The organism is Leifsonia sp. NPDC014704 (assembly GCF_043083605.1).
GTDB lineage: Bacteria > Actinomycetota > Actinomycetes > Actinomycetales > Microbacteriaceae > Leifsonia.
The window spans coordinates 1,954,239-1,968,913 of sequence record NZ_JBIBYW010000001.1; the positions used below are offsets into that span (position 1 = coordinate 1,954,239).

Annotated in this window: 12 protein-coding genes; 6 read left to right on the forward strand and 6 right to left on the reverse strand. The window is 71.6% G+C overall.

The window, feature by feature from the left end; translation table 11 throughout:
* The first annotated feature begins 3 nt into the window (after positions 1-3).
* The 5 genes from ACF1AJ_RS09490 (at position 4) to xylB (ending at position 7,151) form a co-directional block, all read left to right on the forward strand.
* Entirely contained in the window at positions 4-1,041 is a 1,038-nt protein-coding gene (locus tag ACF1AJ_RS09490; RefSeq protein ID WP_309856790.1) for a sugar ABC transporter permease, read from the forward strand.
* The gene (locus ACF1AJ_RS09495; RefSeq protein WP_391507090.1) at positions 1,038-1,934 is read left to right on the forward strand and encodes a carbohydrate ABC transporter permease; all 897 of its coding nucleotides are present in this window, start codon (positions 1,038-1,040) and stop codon (positions 1,932-1,934) included. Before ACF1AJ_RS09490 ends, ACF1AJ_RS09495 begins: the two co-directional genes overlap by 4 nt.
* A 30-nt stretch (positions 1,935-1,964) precedes the next feature.
* Positions 1,965-4,289 carry a beta-glucosidase gene (locus tag ACF1AJ_RS09500; RefSeq protein ID WP_391507091.1) on the forward strand — a complete coding sequence of 775 codons (2,325 nt, stop codon included), beginning with the start codon at positions 1,965-1,967 and terminating at the stop codon, positions 4,287-4,289.
* Positions 4,290-4,392: 103 nt separating this feature from the next.
* Complete coding sequence (xylA, locus tag ACF1AJ_RS09505; RefSeq protein ID WP_391507092.1) at positions 4,393-5,583, forward strand: xylose isomerase; 1,191 nt, start codon at positions 4,393-4,395, stop codon at positions 5,581-5,583.
* A 128-nt stretch (positions 5,584-5,711) separates the two neighbouring features.
* Entirely contained in the window at positions 5,712-7,151 is a 1,440-nt protein-coding gene (gene xylB / locus ACF1AJ_RS09510) for a xylulokinase (RefSeq protein WP_391507093.1), read from the forward strand.
* Between the two features lie 81 nt (positions 7,152-7,232).
* Here xylB and ACF1AJ_RS09515 read toward each other — a convergent pair whose 3' ends face one another.
* Together ACF1AJ_RS09515 and ACF1AJ_RS09520 are read right to left on the reverse strand one after the other, a co-directional pair.
* Positions 7,233-7,733 carry a gluconokinase gene (locus tag ACF1AJ_RS09515; RefSeq protein WP_391507094.1) on the reverse strand — a complete coding sequence of 167 codons (501 nt, stop codon included), beginning with the start codon at positions 7,731-7,733 and terminating at the stop codon, positions 7,233-7,235.
* The gene (locus ACF1AJ_RS09520) at positions 7,730-9,160 is read right to left on the reverse strand and encodes a GntP family permease (protein ID WP_391507095.1); all 1,431 of its coding nucleotides are present in this window, start codon (positions 9,158-9,160) and stop codon (positions 7,730-7,732) included. Before ACF1AJ_RS09520 ends, ACF1AJ_RS09515 begins: the two co-directional genes overlap by 4 nt.
* Before the next feature lie 144 nt (positions 9,161-9,304).
* Here ACF1AJ_RS09520 and ACF1AJ_RS09525 point away from each other — a divergent pair, with 144 nt between their 5' ends.
* Complete coding sequence (locus ACF1AJ_RS09525) at positions 9,305-9,988, forward strand: FadR/GntR family transcriptional regulator (RefSeq protein ID WP_391507096.1); 684 nt, start codon at positions 9,305-9,307, stop codon at positions 9,986-9,988.
* A gap of 107 nt (positions 9,989-10,095) precedes the next feature.
* Here the strand turns inward: ACF1AJ_RS09525 and ACF1AJ_RS09530 are convergent, their stop codons facing one another.
* The 4 genes from ACF1AJ_RS09530 to ACF1AJ_RS09545 are packed head-to-tail and all read right to left on the reverse strand — an operon-like array spanning position 10,096 to position 14,501.
* Positions 10,096-11,199, reverse strand: coding sequence for a glycerate kinase (locus ACF1AJ_RS09530; protein ID WP_391507097.1), 1,104 nt, complete (start codon positions 11,197-11,199; stop codon positions 10,096-10,098).
* A 52-nt stretch (positions 11,200-11,251) separates the two neighbouring features.
* On the reverse strand, positions 11,252-12,124 hold the full coding sequence (locus tag ACF1AJ_RS09535; RefSeq protein ID WP_391507098.1) for a sugar phosphate isomerase/epimerase family protein: 873 nt from the start codon (positions 12,122-12,124) through the stop codon (positions 11,252-11,254).
* Positions 12,121-13,305 (reverse strand): dihydrodipicolinate synthase family protein, encoded by a 1,185-nt coding sequence (locus tag ACF1AJ_RS09540; protein ID WP_391507099.1) that lies wholly within the window; start codon positions 13,303-13,305, stop codon positions 12,121-12,123. Before ACF1AJ_RS09540 ends, ACF1AJ_RS09535 begins: the two co-directional genes overlap by 4 nt.
* On the reverse strand, positions 13,302-14,501 hold the full coding sequence (locus ACF1AJ_RS09545; RefSeq protein ID WP_391507100.1) for a Gfo/Idh/MocA family protein: 1,200 nt from the start codon (positions 14,499-14,501) through the stop codon (positions 13,302-13,304). The genes ACF1AJ_RS09540 and ACF1AJ_RS09545 overlap by 4 nt, the downstream gene beginning before the upstream one ends.
* Between the last annotated feature and the right edge of the window lie 174 nt (positions 14,502-14,675).

Sequence of the window (14,675 nt, forward strand, 5' to 3'; positions counted from 1 at the left end):
CTCGTGACACACATCCGCGAGAACACGTCCCCCGGCCTCGTGCCGAACGCGGGTCTCGCGCAGCACGGCGGGGGCGGCGCAGTCGCGTCGCCCCCGTCGCAGCCGCGCCGCCGCAAGCGCACCGGCTGGGCCATGCGCCTGGAGATCGCGCTGCTGGCCGGTCCCGCAGCCATCATCTTCCTGGCCTTCGTGATCTTCCCGGTCGCGATCGCCGCCTACTACGGCTTCTTCCGCTGGCAGGGATACGGGCCGGCCACCGACTTCATCGGCCTGCAGAACTACATCACGATCCTCCAGGACTCCGCGTTCCAGCAGGCCCTGCTGCACAACGGGATCATCGTGATCGGCTCCCTGGTCCTCCAGGGGCCGGCGGCCATCCTGCTGGCGCTCCTGCTCAATCGCAAGATGCGCGGGCAGTCGCTGATCCGCGTCCTGATCTTCGTGCCGTACGTGATCGCCGAGGTCGTCGTCGGCACCGGGTGGAGCCTGATGCTCTCCACGAAGGGCGCCCTCAACGGGCTCCTGGAGAACCTCGGGCTCGGGTTCCTCACCCAGGACTGGCTGTCGAATCCGAGCCTGGCCATCTGGACGCTGCTGGCCATCCTGACCTGGAAGTACGTCGGCTTCGCCGTCATCCTCTTCCTCGCCGGCCTCCAGGGCATCCCGGAGGAGCTGTACGAAGCGGCCGCCCTCGACGGCGCGTCGTATTGGCAGATCCAGCGACGGATCTCCCTTCCGCTGCTCGGCCCGACGCTGCGCATCTGGGCGTTCCTCTCCATCATCGGAGCGCTCCAGCTGTTCGACCTCGTCTACATCATCTGGGGCCAGTACGTCGCCTCCACCGCCGGCACCTCGACTATGGCGACCTACATGGTCGCCAACGGCCGCAACGCCGGCAACTTCGGCTACGGAAACGCCGTCGCCGTCGTCATCTTCCTGATCTCCCTGATCGTCGCCCTGTTCTACCAGCGGTTCGTGCTGCGGCGCGACACCGAGGGCGCGCTCACGGGTGACAGGCGCACCGGAAGGAAGAAGCGATGAGCGCCTTCACCGTCATCCCCGACGCGCCGGACGCGCCGGGCGTCCTGAATGCGCCCGATCGCAAGAAGGCCAAGGGGCTGCCCTGGGGCTCCCCCACCGTCTACTTCGTCGCCCTCGTCGTCATCGCGCTGATGCTGGCGCCGATCGCGTACATCGTGATCGGCGGGTTCCGGACGAACTCCCAGATCACCGTCGACCCGGCCGGATTCCCCAACCCGTGGAACGCCGCGAACTACATCGGCGTGCTCACCGGCGGGGTGTTCTGGCAGGAGGTGCTCAACTCGACCATCGTCGCCGTCGTGACGACGGTCGGCGTGATCATCCTCGGACTGATGGCCAGCTATGTGCTCGCCCGCTACCAGTTCCGCGGCCGCGGCGCCCTCTACGCGCTGTTCGCCGCCGGCCTGATGTTCCCGATCACCGTCGCGATCACCCCGCTGTACATCGTGGTCCGCAACCTGGGCCTGATGAACTCGCTCGGCGGCGTGATCCTCCCGCAGATCGCCTTCGCCCTGCCGACGACGATCATCATCCTGGTGCCGTTCCTCCGCGCCATCCCTGACGAGATCCAGGAGGCGGCCTTCATCGACGGCTGCAGCCGTCTGGGCTTCTTCTGGCGGATGGTGCTGCGGCTGTCGCTTCCCGGCGTCATCACCGTCGGCATCCTGGCCTTCATCGCCAGCTGGAACAGCTACCTGCTGCCGCTCTTCCTCCTGAACAACGAGGCGACGTTCACGCTGCCGCTCGGAGTGCAGGCGTTCTCGTCGCAGTACTCCGTCGACACCGCCAAGGTGCTGGCGTTCACGTCCCTGTCCATGATCCCGGCGCTGATCTTCTTCAGCCTGTTCGAGCGCCGCATCGTCGGCGGCCTGACCGGCGCCGTCAAGGGCTGACGCCCGCACGTCAAGAAGTGTGAGATCGACATGACCGAATCCCTTCCGCGCTCCACTGCGCCCTCCGAGCGCGTGAGCGCCCTCCTCGCCTCCATGACGCTGGAGGAGAAGCTCGCACAGCTCGTGGGCTTCTGGGTCGACAAGGGCGACGAGCTCGTGGCGCCGATGGCCGGCGAGATGGGCAACCCGGGCGCGTACGCGGATGCCACCGCGCACGGCCTCGGGCAGCTCACCCGCGTCTACGGCACGCGACCGGTCGAGCCGGTCGAGCGCGCCGCCTGGCTGTGGGCGGAGCAGCGCCGGCTGAAGGCGGAGACCCGGCTGGGCATCCCCGCGCTGGTGCACGAGGAGTGCCTGACCGGACTCGCGGCCTGGAAGGCGGCCACGTTCCCGACGCCGCTGGCGTGGGGCGCCTCGTTCGACCCGGAGCTGGTGGAGGAGATGGCCGGCCTGATCGGCATGTCGATGCGCGAGCTGGGCATCCACCAGGGGCTCGCTCCTGTGCTGGATGTCATCCGCGACCCGCGCTGGGGCCGCGTCGACGAGTGCATCGCCGAGGACCCGTACGTCGTCGGCACGCTCGGCACCGCGTACGTGCGCGGACTGCAGGGCGCCGGTGTCCACGCGACGCTGAAGCACTTCGTCGGGTACTCCGCCTCGCAGGCGGGCCGCAACCACGCGCCGGTGCACGCCGGCCCGCGCGAGGTGCGCGACACCCTGCTGCCTCCGTTCGAGATGGCGCTGCGGGACGGCGGCGTCCGATCGGTCATGAACTCGTACGCCGAGATCGACGGCGTCCCCGTCGCGGCGAGCGCCGAGTACCTGACGGGCGTGCTGCGCGACGAGTGGGGCTTCGACGGGACGGTGGTCTCCGACTACTTCTCGGTCGCGTTCCTCCACACCATGCACGGCGTCGCCTCCGACCTCGGCGAGGCGGCGGCGATCGCGCTCGCGGCCGGAATCGACGTCGAGCTGCCGACGGGCGACGCGTTCCTCGAGCCGCTGGCCTCCCGCATCCGGTCGGGCGAGGTCGACGAGGCGCTGGTCGACCGCGCCGTCCTCCGTGTGCTGGCGCAGAAGGAGGAGCTTGGCCTGCTGGACGAGACCTTCGACGAGCCTCCTGCATCCATCGATCTGGACACGCCCGCCCACCGGGATGTCGCCCTGCGGCTGGCCGAGGAGTCGCTCGTGCTGCTGACCAACGACGGCACGCTGCCGCTCGCGTCGGCTCCGGCGAGCATCGCGGTGCTCGGCCCGAACTCGGACGCCCCCGAGGCGCTCATGGGCTGCTACTCGTTCGCGAACCACGTGCTCGCGCACCACCCGGAGGTGCCGCTCGGCTTCGAGCTGCCCTCGGTGCTGGAGGCGGTGCGCGCCGAGTTCCCGTCCGCGTCGGTCGCGTACGAGCGCGGCTGCGACGTGGAGGGCGACGACCGCTCGGGCATCCCCGCCGCGGTCGCCGCGGCGAGCGCGGCGGACGTCGCGGTGGTCGTGGTCGGAGACCGCGCCGGTCTGTTCGGCCGCGGGACCGTCGGCGAGGGAAACGACGTGGAGAGCCTCGAGCTCCCCGGCATCCAGCGGGAGCTGGTGGAGCGGGTCGTCGCGACGGGGACCCCCGTGGTGCTCGTCGTGCTCTCCGGGCGTCCGTACGCGATCGCGTGGGCCGTCGAGGGCGTCACGGCGCCGGGGGCCGTGCTGCAGGCGTTCTTCCCCGGCGAGGAGGGCGGCCGAGCGTTGGCCGCTGTGCTCTCCGGGCGGATCTCGCCCTCCGGCCACCTCCCGGTCTCGCTCCCCCGCTCGGCCGGCGCGCAGCCGTACTCGTACCTGCACCCCGTCTTGGGCGGCCCGAACGAGATCACGAGCGCCGACAGCACCCCCGTGCTGCCGTTCGGCCACGGGCTCTCATACACGACGTTCGAGCGCAGCGACCTGGTGGTCGACGGGGAGGTCGCGGCCGGAGGGACGTTCACCGCGAGCGTCCGCATCCGCAACACCGGTGAGCGCGTCGGAACCGACCTGGTCCAGCTGTACGCGCGGGATGTGCACGCGAGCGTCACTCGTCCGGTGGCGCAGCTGCTCGGCTACCGCCGGGTGGAGCTGCAGCCGGGCGAGGAGGCCGTCGTGCGTTTCGCCGTGCCGACGACACGCCTCGCCTTCTCGGACCGGTCGCTGACGCGCATCGTCGAACCCGGCACGGTGGAACTGTGGGTCGCGCCGTCCTGCGACCTGCGTGAGACCACGGCGTCGCTGGCCATCACCGGGCCGGTGCACCAGGTCGTCCCGGCGGACCCGCGCCTGGTGACGTCGGACGTCGAGACGGCTACCGTGGGTGCCGTCTTCACGGACGCCCGCTGACCGACGGTGCGGTGCGAGTTCGCTCCACGGACTCGCGCTCGCACCGCCCGTGCTGTATAAGTTTATTGAAACAACAAATCACCGACGACGCTGAAGGAACATCATGAGCCTCACCCCCACCCGCGCCGACAAGTTCTCGTTCGGACTGTGGACCATCGGCTACAACGGCACCGACCCGTTCGGCGGCCCCACCCGCCCCCAGCTCGACGTGGTGGAGGCGGTGCACAAGCTCGACGAGCTCGGCGCCTACGGCCTCACCTTCCACGACGACGACCTGTTCGCGTTCGGCTCGACCGACGCCGAGCGCCAGAAGCAGATCGACCGCCTCAAGCAGGCCCTCGCCGACACCGGCATCATCGTGCCGATGGTGACCACCAACCTGTTCAGCGCGCCGGTCTTCAAGGACGGCGGATTCACCTCCAACGACCGCGCCGTCCGCCGCTTCGCCCTCCGCAAGGTTCTCCGCAACATCGACCTCGCCGCCGAGCTCGGCGCCAAGACGTTCGTGATGTGGGGCGGCCGCGAGGGCGCGGAGTACGACGCGGCGAAGGACATCCGCGCCGCACTCGAGCGCTACCGCGAGGCCGTCAACCTGCTCGGCGACTACGTCACCGACAAGGGCTACGACATCCGCTTCGCCATCGAGCCGAAGCCGAACGAGCCGCGCGGCGACATCCTGCTGCCGACCGTGGGCCACGCGCTGGCGTTCATCAACTCGCTGGAGCGCCCGGAGCTCGTCGGCCTCAACCCCGAGGTCGGACACGAGCAGATGGCGGGCCTCAACTTCGCCGCCGGCATCGCCCAGGCGCTGTACCACGGCAAGCTGTACCACATCGACCTCAACGGCCAGCGCGGCATCAAGTACGACCAGGACCTCGTCTTCGGCCACGGCGACCTGCAGAACGCGTTCGCCCTCGTCGACCTGCTCGAGAACGGCGGCCCCGACGGCGGCCCGGCCTACGGGGGCCCGCGCCACTTCGACTACAAGCCGTCCCGCACCGAGGACATCACCGGCGTCTGGGACTCGGCCGCGGCGAACATGCGCACCTACCTCCTGCTCAAGGAGCGTGCGCAGGCCTTCCGCGCCGACCCGGAGGTGCAGGAGCAGCTGGAGGCGTCCCGCGTCATCGAGCTCTCCCGCCCGACCCTCGGCGAGGGCGAGTCGTACGACGACCTGCTCGCCGACCGCAGTGCGTACGAGGACTTCGACCCGAACGCGTACTTCGGCGCGAAGGGCTTCGGATTCGTCCGCCTGCAGCAGCTCGCCCTCGAGCACCTGCTCGGCGCGCGCTGACCCGCATCCACCCCATCCCTCCCGCTCCCACCCCCGTCGAGTCCGCACTTTTTGCACGTTCCTCACTCTGAAAACGTGCAAAGTTCGCGGACTCGACGGCGGGTGGGATCGCCCGTGAAAGGACACCCGTGACTCTCGTCGCCGGCGTCGACTCCTCGACGCAGAGCTGCAAAGTGGTCGTGCGCGACCTCGAGACCGGTGCGCTGGTGCGGTCGGGCCGCGCCGCGCACCCCGACGGCACCGAGGTGGACCCCGCGGCCTGGTGGAGCGCGCTGCAGGAGGCCATCGCGTCCGCAGCCGGGCTCGATGACGTCGACGCGATCTCCGTCGCCGGGCAGCAGCACGGGATGGTGGTGCTGGATGCACAGGGCCGGGTCATCCGCGACGCCCTGCTCTGGAACGACACCCGGTCGGCGCAGGCCGCCCGCGACCTGATCGACGAGGTCGGGGCCGAGGAGTACGCGAACCGCGTCGGCGTGGTGCCCGTCGCCTCCTTCACCGCGACCAAGTTGCGCTGGCTGCGGGACGCCGAGCCCGAGAACGCCGCCCGCGTCGCCGCGGTCGCGCTCCCCCACGACTGGCTGACCTGGCGCCTCCGCGGCTACGGACCGGAGGGCGAGAGCGAGCTCGGACCAGACCTCGAGGCGCTGACCACCGACCGCTCCGACGCCAGCGGCACCGCCTATTGGGCCGCGGCCTCTGGCGCGTACGACCTCGACCTGTTCGAGCGGGCGCTCGGCCGGCCGGGCCGCGAGGCGGGCTCGTCGGCCGGTGCGGGGAGCGACGCCGTCGTGCTCCCGCGTGTCCTTGGACCGTCGGAGTCGGCCGGACGGACGCCATCCGGTGTGCTCGTCGGACCGGGCGCGGGCGACAACGCCGGTGCGGCCCTCGGACTCGGCGCCGCGGAAGGCGACGTCGTCGTCTCGATCGGCACCTCCGGAACGGTCTTCGCCGTGACCGATGCGCCCATCGCGGATGCATCGGGCACCGTCGCGGGCTTCGCGGACGCCTCCGGCCTGTCCCTGCCGCTCATCGCGACGCTCAACGCCGCGCGCGTGCTCGGCTCCATCGCCGATCTCCTATCGGTCGACCACGACGGACTGTCCGCCCTGGCGCTCTCTGCTGAACCCGGATCCGGCGGTGTGGTGCTCGTCCCGTACTTCGAGGGCGAGCGCACCCCCAACCTGCCCGACGCGAAGGCCAGCATCCACGGACTCACCCTCGCCTCGACGACCCCGGCGAACCTGGCGCGTGCCGCGATCGAGGGGATGCTGTGCGGGCTGGCCGACGGACTCGACGCCGTGCGGGCGGCCGGCGTGCGCGAGCGCCGCATCCTGCTCATCGGCGGAGCGGCGCAGAACCCGGCCGTGGCGCAGGTCGCCGCGCAGGTGTTCGACGCGCCGGTCGAGGTGCCGGCGCCCGGCGAGTACGTCGCGGACGGTGGCGCGGTGCAGGCGGCGTGGGCGCTGACCGGTACGCGTCCGTCCTGGACCGTCGAGACGTCCGCCGCGCTCCCCGTCGACACGCGCTCCGTCATCCGCACCCAGTACGCCGCCGCCCGCGCCTGACCCTCGCACCGTCGAGTACGCAAACTTTGCACGCTCAGACGGCGATTCGCGTGCAAAGTTTGCGTACTCGACGGTGGAGGGTCAGGGGGTGAGGGCGGATGCGGCTCGGGCGGCGAGAGCGGACGGCGGCTCGGCGATGTCGAGCGTGAGGTGGCGTTCGTCGCCGGCGGGCGGCTCGAGCGTCGCGAGCTGACTCTGCAGCATCCCCGACTTCATGAAGTGATGCGCGCGCGACGCGAGGCGGGCCTCGAGGAGCTCCGGCGAGCCGGTCAGGTGCACGAAGAGCACATCGTCCCGGCGCAGCACATCGCGGTACCTCCGCGCGAGAGCGGAGCAGGCGACGACCACGGGGCGTCCGGCGTCGAGCCGCTCGCGCATCCACTCGGCGATCGCGGCGAGCCAGGGCGCGCGGTCCTCATCAGTGAGCGGAATCCCCGCGCTCATCCGCTCGACGTTCGTCGCAGGATGCAGTCCGTCGCCCTCCAACAGCTCCCACCCCAGACGCTCGGCGAGGAGCGCAGCGACGGTCGACTTGCCGCATCCGGCGACGCCCATGACGACGACCGCGCGCACCGGCGTCACCCGAGGCCGCCGACGAACAGGCTCAGGATCAGGACACCCGCCAGCCCGACGATCGAGACCAGGCACTCCAGCACGGTCCAGCTCTTCAGGGTCTGCGGGATGCTCAGGCCCAGGTACTCCTTCACCAGCCAGAAGCCGGCGTCGTTGACGTGCGACAGGAACACCGATCCGGCGCCAATGGCAAGCACCATCAGCGACACCATCGGGGTCGACAGGTGCTCGGTGAGCGGGAGCAGGATGCCCGCGGCGGTCACGGTCGCGACCGTCGCGGAGCCTGTGGCGATGCGGATCAGCGCCGCGACGGTCCAGGCGAGGAGGAGCACGAGTATTCCGCTCGCACCGGTCGCCCAGTCCGCGATCACCTGACCGATGCCGGTGTCGACGAGGACCTGCTTGAACCCGCCGCCGGCGCCGACGATGAGGAGGATGCCCGCGATCGGCGGCAGGGAGGCGCCGAGGCTGGTCTGCATGGCCTTGCGGTCCATCCCGCCGCCGACACCGAGCAGCAGCAGGCCGGCGAGCACGGCGACCGTCAGGGCGATGACCGGGGTGCCGAGGAAGTCGAGGACGACCTTCCACACCGGGGCCGCGTCGGGGGCGGCGATGTCGGCGACGGCCTTGCCGAGCATGAGGATGACGGGCAGCAGGATGCTGATCAGCGCGGCACCGAACGACGGCCGGCGGCGTGCGGGGCCGTCGCCCTCCTCCGGGACGAACAGGTCGGGGACGCCGACCGGAACCCAGCGCGCGGCCAGACGGCTGAACAGAGGGCCCGCGACCGCGATCGTCGGAATGGCGACGAGCACGCCGAAGGCCAGCGTGAGGCCGAGGTTGGCGCCGAGCGCGCTGATCGCGACCAGGGGTCCGGGGTGCGGCGGCACCAGTCCGTGCATGGCGGAGAGGCCGGCGATGGTCGGCAGGGCGATGCGCATCAGCGGGAGACCGGACCGGCGGGTCACCAGGATGATCACCGGCATCAGGAGCACGAGGCCGACCTCGAAGAACATCGGCAGACCGATGATCGCGCCGACGGCGCCCATCGTCCACGGCAGCAGACGCGCGCTGGTGCGCGAGACGAGGGTGTCGACGATGCGGTCGGCGCCGCCGGAGTCGGCGAGCAGCTTGCCGTACATCGCGCCGAGGCCGATGAGCACGCCGACGCTGCCCATCGTGTTTCCGAAGCCGGTGATGAAGCTGGCGATCGCCGCATCCGCGGCCAGTCCCGCGGCGAGGCCCGCGACGAGGGAGCCGAGCAGGAGCGAGAGGAACGGGTGCAGCTTGAGCCAGGTGATCAGCACGACGATGACCGCGATGCCGGCCAGGGCGGCGAAGATGAGCTGTCCCTCGGGGCCGCTGGGAGTCGGAGCGGGGGCTGGAGCCGCGGCGCGGGCGGCAGCCGCCAGGTGAGCGAGCAGGGTGGGGGTCATGAACGTCCTTGGTCGTGAATCCGGATAGGGCACGAACACTCTAGGAATAAACCTGATTTGTGTCTAATCAAGGAGGGTAATGACGGGTTTATGCGTAATGCGTGTCGCTTTGACCCGATCACTTCCGTGCGCAGATAATGAAGCGTGACTCAGGCAGCGCAGGCCTCCCAGCACGAGCAGGCGATCGCCTCCCTCGGCGCCCGCATCGTCGCGGGCGACATCCCGGTCGGGGCGGTGCTCACGCCCGAGGGACTCGGGATCTCGCGGACTGTGCTGCGCGAATGCATCCGGGTGCTCGAGTCGCTCGGGCTGGTGCAGGCCAGGCGGCGTCGAGGGACGGTCGTGCTGCCGGAGTCGTCGTGGCAGGCGCTCGATCCGCGCATCCTGAGCTGGCGTCTCGCCGGTCCCGACCGCCTGACCGCGCTCGCGGAGCTCGGCGAGCTGCGGATGGCGATCGAACCGGTCGCCGCGCGGCTGGCGAGCGCCCGGGCGACGCCGGCTCAATGCGGCGAGCTCACCGCCGCGATCGTCGGGATGTCGGCGACCCAGCGGTCGGCGGACCGCGAGGAGTATCTGGCGCACGATCGCGACTTCCATCGGGTGCTGCTGGAGGCATCCGGCAACCCGGTGTTCGCGGCGCTCAGCGACGCCGTCGCGGAGGCGCTGAACGGGCGGACCGTGCACGCGCTGATGCCCGACACGGCGAACCCGGAGGCGATCCGGCTGCACGAAGAGGTCGCCGCGGCGGTTCGTCGGGGCGACGCCGCAGCCGCCGAGGCCGCGATGCGCGCGATCGTCGAAGAGGCGAGCGCCGCCCTCACCCGCTGACCCCGCAGCCAACAGCTCCTGAGTTTTTCGCCCGACACACCGCGCCAGGGGCCGAAAAACTCAGGAGCTGGCGGTTGGGGACGGGACTTTTCGGGAGGGGGCGAGGGTCAGGGGCGGAAGCGGCGGGCCAGGGCGGCGCCGGCGGCGCGCGCCCAGCGCGTGGGGTCGGCGATCGCGGCGGCGGACGTGCCCGCGAGGTCGGCCAGCGCGACGGCGTCGGCGAAGCCGGCGGTGGGCGCTTGGATGCTGCCGGCAGCGAGAAGGACGCGCGCGCCCGCGTCGCGCGCCAGCGCCGCGACATAGGTCGGCACCTTCCCCGAGGCCGACTGGCTGTCGAAGCGTCCCTCCCCCGTGATGACCGCATCCGCCGCGCCGATCGTCGACGGCAGGCCCAGCGCCTCCCCGACCGCGGCCGCGCCCGGCGCCATCCGCGCACCCCAGACGAGCAGCCCGAAGCCGGTCCCTCCGGCGGCTCCGGCGCCGGGCTCGTCCGGGTCGGTCGCAGCGCCGGCCGCCCGCAGTGTCTCGGCGAGGCGGCGCAGTCCCGCCTCCAGCACCGGCACATCCTGCTCGTCCGCGCCCTTCTGGGGTCCGAACACGGCGGCCGCGCCGAGCGACCCGAGCAAGGGACTCGTGACATCGCTGAGGATGCGGGCGCCACCGGCCGGGAGCGCCGCGAGGCCCGAAAGGTCGGCCTGCGCGAGCGACGCCAGGCCCCGGTTGCCGCGCGGGATGTCGCGCCCGGCCGCATCCACGAACCGCGCGCCGAGCGCGGTGAGCGCTCCCGCCCCGCCGTCCGTGGATGCGCTGCCGCCGATCGCCAGGAGCAGCGAGCCGGCCCCCGCGTGCAGGGCGTCCGCGATCGCCTGACCGAACCCCACCGTGTGCGCGGCGAACGGCGCCAGCCGCGGCATCCTGCCCAGCCCACTCGTCTCGGCGAGCTCGACGACCGCCGTGCCGTCCGGGAGCATCAACCAGGACGCATCCACCTGCGTGTCGTCGGGGCCGACCACACGGACGGGATGCCGGACGGCGCCGGGCACCGCCGCCTCGAACGCGTCGAGGGTTCCCTCGCCGCCGTCCGCCATGGGCGCGGGCACGACGCGGTCACCCGGGCGCTCCGAGGCCCAGCCCTCCGCGAGAGCAGCGGCGACCTCGGCGGCGGACGCCGAGCCCTTGAACGAGTCCGGCGCGACGACGATGACGCTCATTCCCCCACCTTCGCATGGATGCGGTGGCCGCGCTTCGACACCGGCCGGCGGATCACGCCCGCTCGGCCGACCGCAGTCCGACCGCGCGGTCGAACGCCTCCACCGTGCGGGCGACGACCGCTGCGGGGTCCGCCGCCCAGATCGCCTCGTTGAAGATCTCGACCTCGACATCGCCTGCGTACCCGGCCTGTCCGACCGCCGCGCTGATAGGCGCGAAGTCGATGTGGCCGTCGCCCATCATCCCGCGCGCCAGCAGCACGTCGGCGGGGAGCGGCGTCACCCAGTCGCACACCTGGTAGCTCGCGATGCGACCGCCACGACCGGCGCGGGCGATCTGGGCGAACAGGTCGGGGTCCCACCACAGGTGGAAGGTGTCGATGACGACGCCGACGGACTCGGCCGGGAAGGGTTCCGCGATGTCGAGTGCCTGCCCGAGCGTCGACACGACGGCGCGGTCGGCCGCGTACATCGGGTGCAGCGCCTCGATGGCGAGGGTGACGCCGGCGGCGCGGGCCTCCGGTTCCAGCTCCGCGATCGCGTCCGCGACCCGGGCGCGGGCGCCGGGGAGGTCGCGCGAGCCCTCGGGCAGCCCGCCGGCGACCAGGACCAGGACGGCCGCCGAGCCGGGGGCGCCGGCCGCGGCGAGCGCCGCCGTCTCCTCGATGGCGCGCCGGTTCTCGTCCAGGGCCGCGCGCCGCTTGGCGCCCTCCGGCGCGGTGAAGAAGCCGCCACGGCACAGGCTCGAGACGCGCAGACCGGAGTCGGCGACCATCCGCGTCGCCACATGCAGCCCGACGTCGGCCACGGGCTCGCGCCAGAGGCCGATCGCCTCGACTCCGGCCGAGCCGACGACGCGCAGCGCTTCGGCGAGGTTCGCGTACTTGATGGTCGCCTGGTTGATCGACAGGCGCGGATCGGCCGTCATGTGTCGACCCCGTTCAGCCGGAGCAGCGACGTCCAGCGCTCGGCGGCGAGGTCCGGTCGCTCCAGTGCACCGCACTCCCCCGCGAGCCGGACGATCTCCGACAGGTGGGGCAGGCTGCGCGCGGAGTGCAGTCCGCCGACCATGGAGAACGACTGCTGGTGCCCGTTCAGCCAGGAGAGGAAGGCGACGCCGGTCTTGTAGTAGAAGGTCGGCGCCGCGAAGACCTGGCGCGAGAGCTGCTGCGTCGGCGCGAGGACGCTCCGGTACTGTGCGGAGTCGCCGCGGTCGAGCGCCTGGATCGCCGCGGATGCCGCCGGCGCGAGCGCCGCGAACGCGCCGAGGAGGGCGTCCGAGTGGCCGGAACCGTCGTCCTCGATCAGCTCGACGTAGTTGAAGTCGTCGCCGGTGAACATGCGCACGCCCTCAGGCAGGCGCGCCCGCAGCGAGCGCTCCGCGGCAGCGTCCAGGAGGCTCATCTTGATCCCGGAGACCCGGCCGTCGGCGGCCTCGATGATCCGCAGCACTGTCTCCCCGGCCGTCGCGACGTCGGCGGAGCCGAAGTACCCGTCGAGCGCGGGGTCGAACGCCGGGCCGAGCCAGTGCAGCACGACCGGCGTGGAGGCCGCGGCGAGCACCTCGCCGTAGACGCGCTCGTAGTCGGCCGGCGACTCCGCCGCTCGGGCCAGGTGCCGGCTGGCCATGAGGACGACCCCCGCACCGGCATCCTCGGTGAAGTGCAGCTGCGTCTTGTAGGCGTCGATGACGGCATCCAGCGGAATGATCGGCTCGTCGACGTGGTCCGTGTTGACGCCGGCGACGACCGAGCCGCCCACCTCCCGGGCGTCGGCGGCGCTCCGCGAGATCAGCTCACGCGTCGCCGCCGCGTCCAGACCCATGTTGCGCTGGGCCGTGTCCATCGCGTCGGCGACACCGAGCCCCCAGGAGTACACGTGCCGGCGGAACGCGAGCGTCGCCTCCCAGTCGATGTCGGCGGTTGCTCCGGGCACGTTCTCCGCCCAGGGCTTCGGGATGACGTGAGCCGCCGCGTAGGCGACCCGCGACCGCAGCGGCGCGGCCGGTCGCGTGAACACCGGGGCGGAGCCGAGGTCGACGGACGACGTGGCGCCGTCGGCACCGATCAGGGTGACGGCGGTCGCGGTGGAGAGCGCAGCGGCCGTCATCGTGCCGCCGCCTCCAGGTCTGCCGCGCCCGCGGTCGGTGCCGGAGTGGTGTCGAACGTCACCTCGGGCAGCTCGATCCGCCGCCCCTCCCGCGACGAGCGCAGCCCGAGCTCGGCCAGCTGGACGCCTCGGGCACCCGCGAGGAAGTCGAACCGGTTGGGGCCGTCCTCGAGCACGTGCCGCAAGAATTCCTCCCACTGCGTCTTGAACCCGTTCTCGAACACCTCGTTGGCCGGCGACTCGATCCAGTCGGTCGCGTAGTCGTGCGCGTCGGCGAGGTCCGGGTTCCACACCGGCTTCGGCGTCGCGTTGCGGGGCTGGATCTTGCAGCCGAACAGACCGACGACCGCGCTCCCGAGCGTGCCGTCGACCTGGAACTCGACAAGCTCGTCGCGGTTGACGCGCGTGGTCCAGCTGGAGTTGAGCTGCGCGGTGATTCCGCCCGCCAGCTGGAAGATCGCGTAGGCCGCGTCGTCCGCGGTGGCCGCGTACGCCTCCCCGCGCTCGTCGACGCGCTGCGGGATCTCGGTGACCGCCTGCGCGTACACCGACTCCACACGGCCGAAGAGGTTCTCGAGCACGTAGCTCCAGTGCGGAAACATGTCGACGACGATGCCGCCGCCGTCCTCCGCGCGGTAGTTCCAGCTCGGCCGCTGCGCCGCCTGCCAGTCGCCCTCGAACACCCAGTACCCGAACTCGCCGCGGACTGACAGGATTCGGCCGAAGAAGCCGGAGTCGATCAGCCGCTTGAGCTTGCGCATGCCGGGCAGGTAGAGCTTGTCGTGGACGACGCCGTTCTTGATGCCCGCGTCGTCGGCGAGGCGCGCGAGCTCCAGCGCCTCCTCGAAGCTCTCGGCCGTCGGCTTCTCGGTGTAGATCGCCTTGCCCGCGGCGATGGCCTTGCGGATGGCGGCCGAGCGCGCCTTCGTGACGAGGAAGTCGGCGTAGATCTGCCAGCGGTCGTCGGCGAGGGCTGCGTCGAGGTCGGTCGTGTAGTCGGCGATGTCGTGGCGCTTCGCGAGCTCGGCCAGCTTCTCCTCGTTGCGTCCGACCAGCAGGGGCACCACCTGCACGCGGCGGCCGTCGGACAGCTCGACGCCGCCCTGGTCGCGGATCGCGAGGATCGAGCGGACCAGGTGCTGGCGGTATCCCATGCGCCCGGAGACGCCGTTCATGATGATGCCGATCGACGACACGTGTACTCCTTCGTAGTGGTGCTGTTCTGGGCCGCGGAAAGCGCTTACCCGATGCTAGTCCGGCTTCCCCCGCGGTGTCAACGTAGGTGGAAAGCGCATACATCTCCGACGGACCGTGGTGCGGATGGAGATCGGGCCCGACACGGGCCGAATCTCCGACGCAAGCGGGGCCGG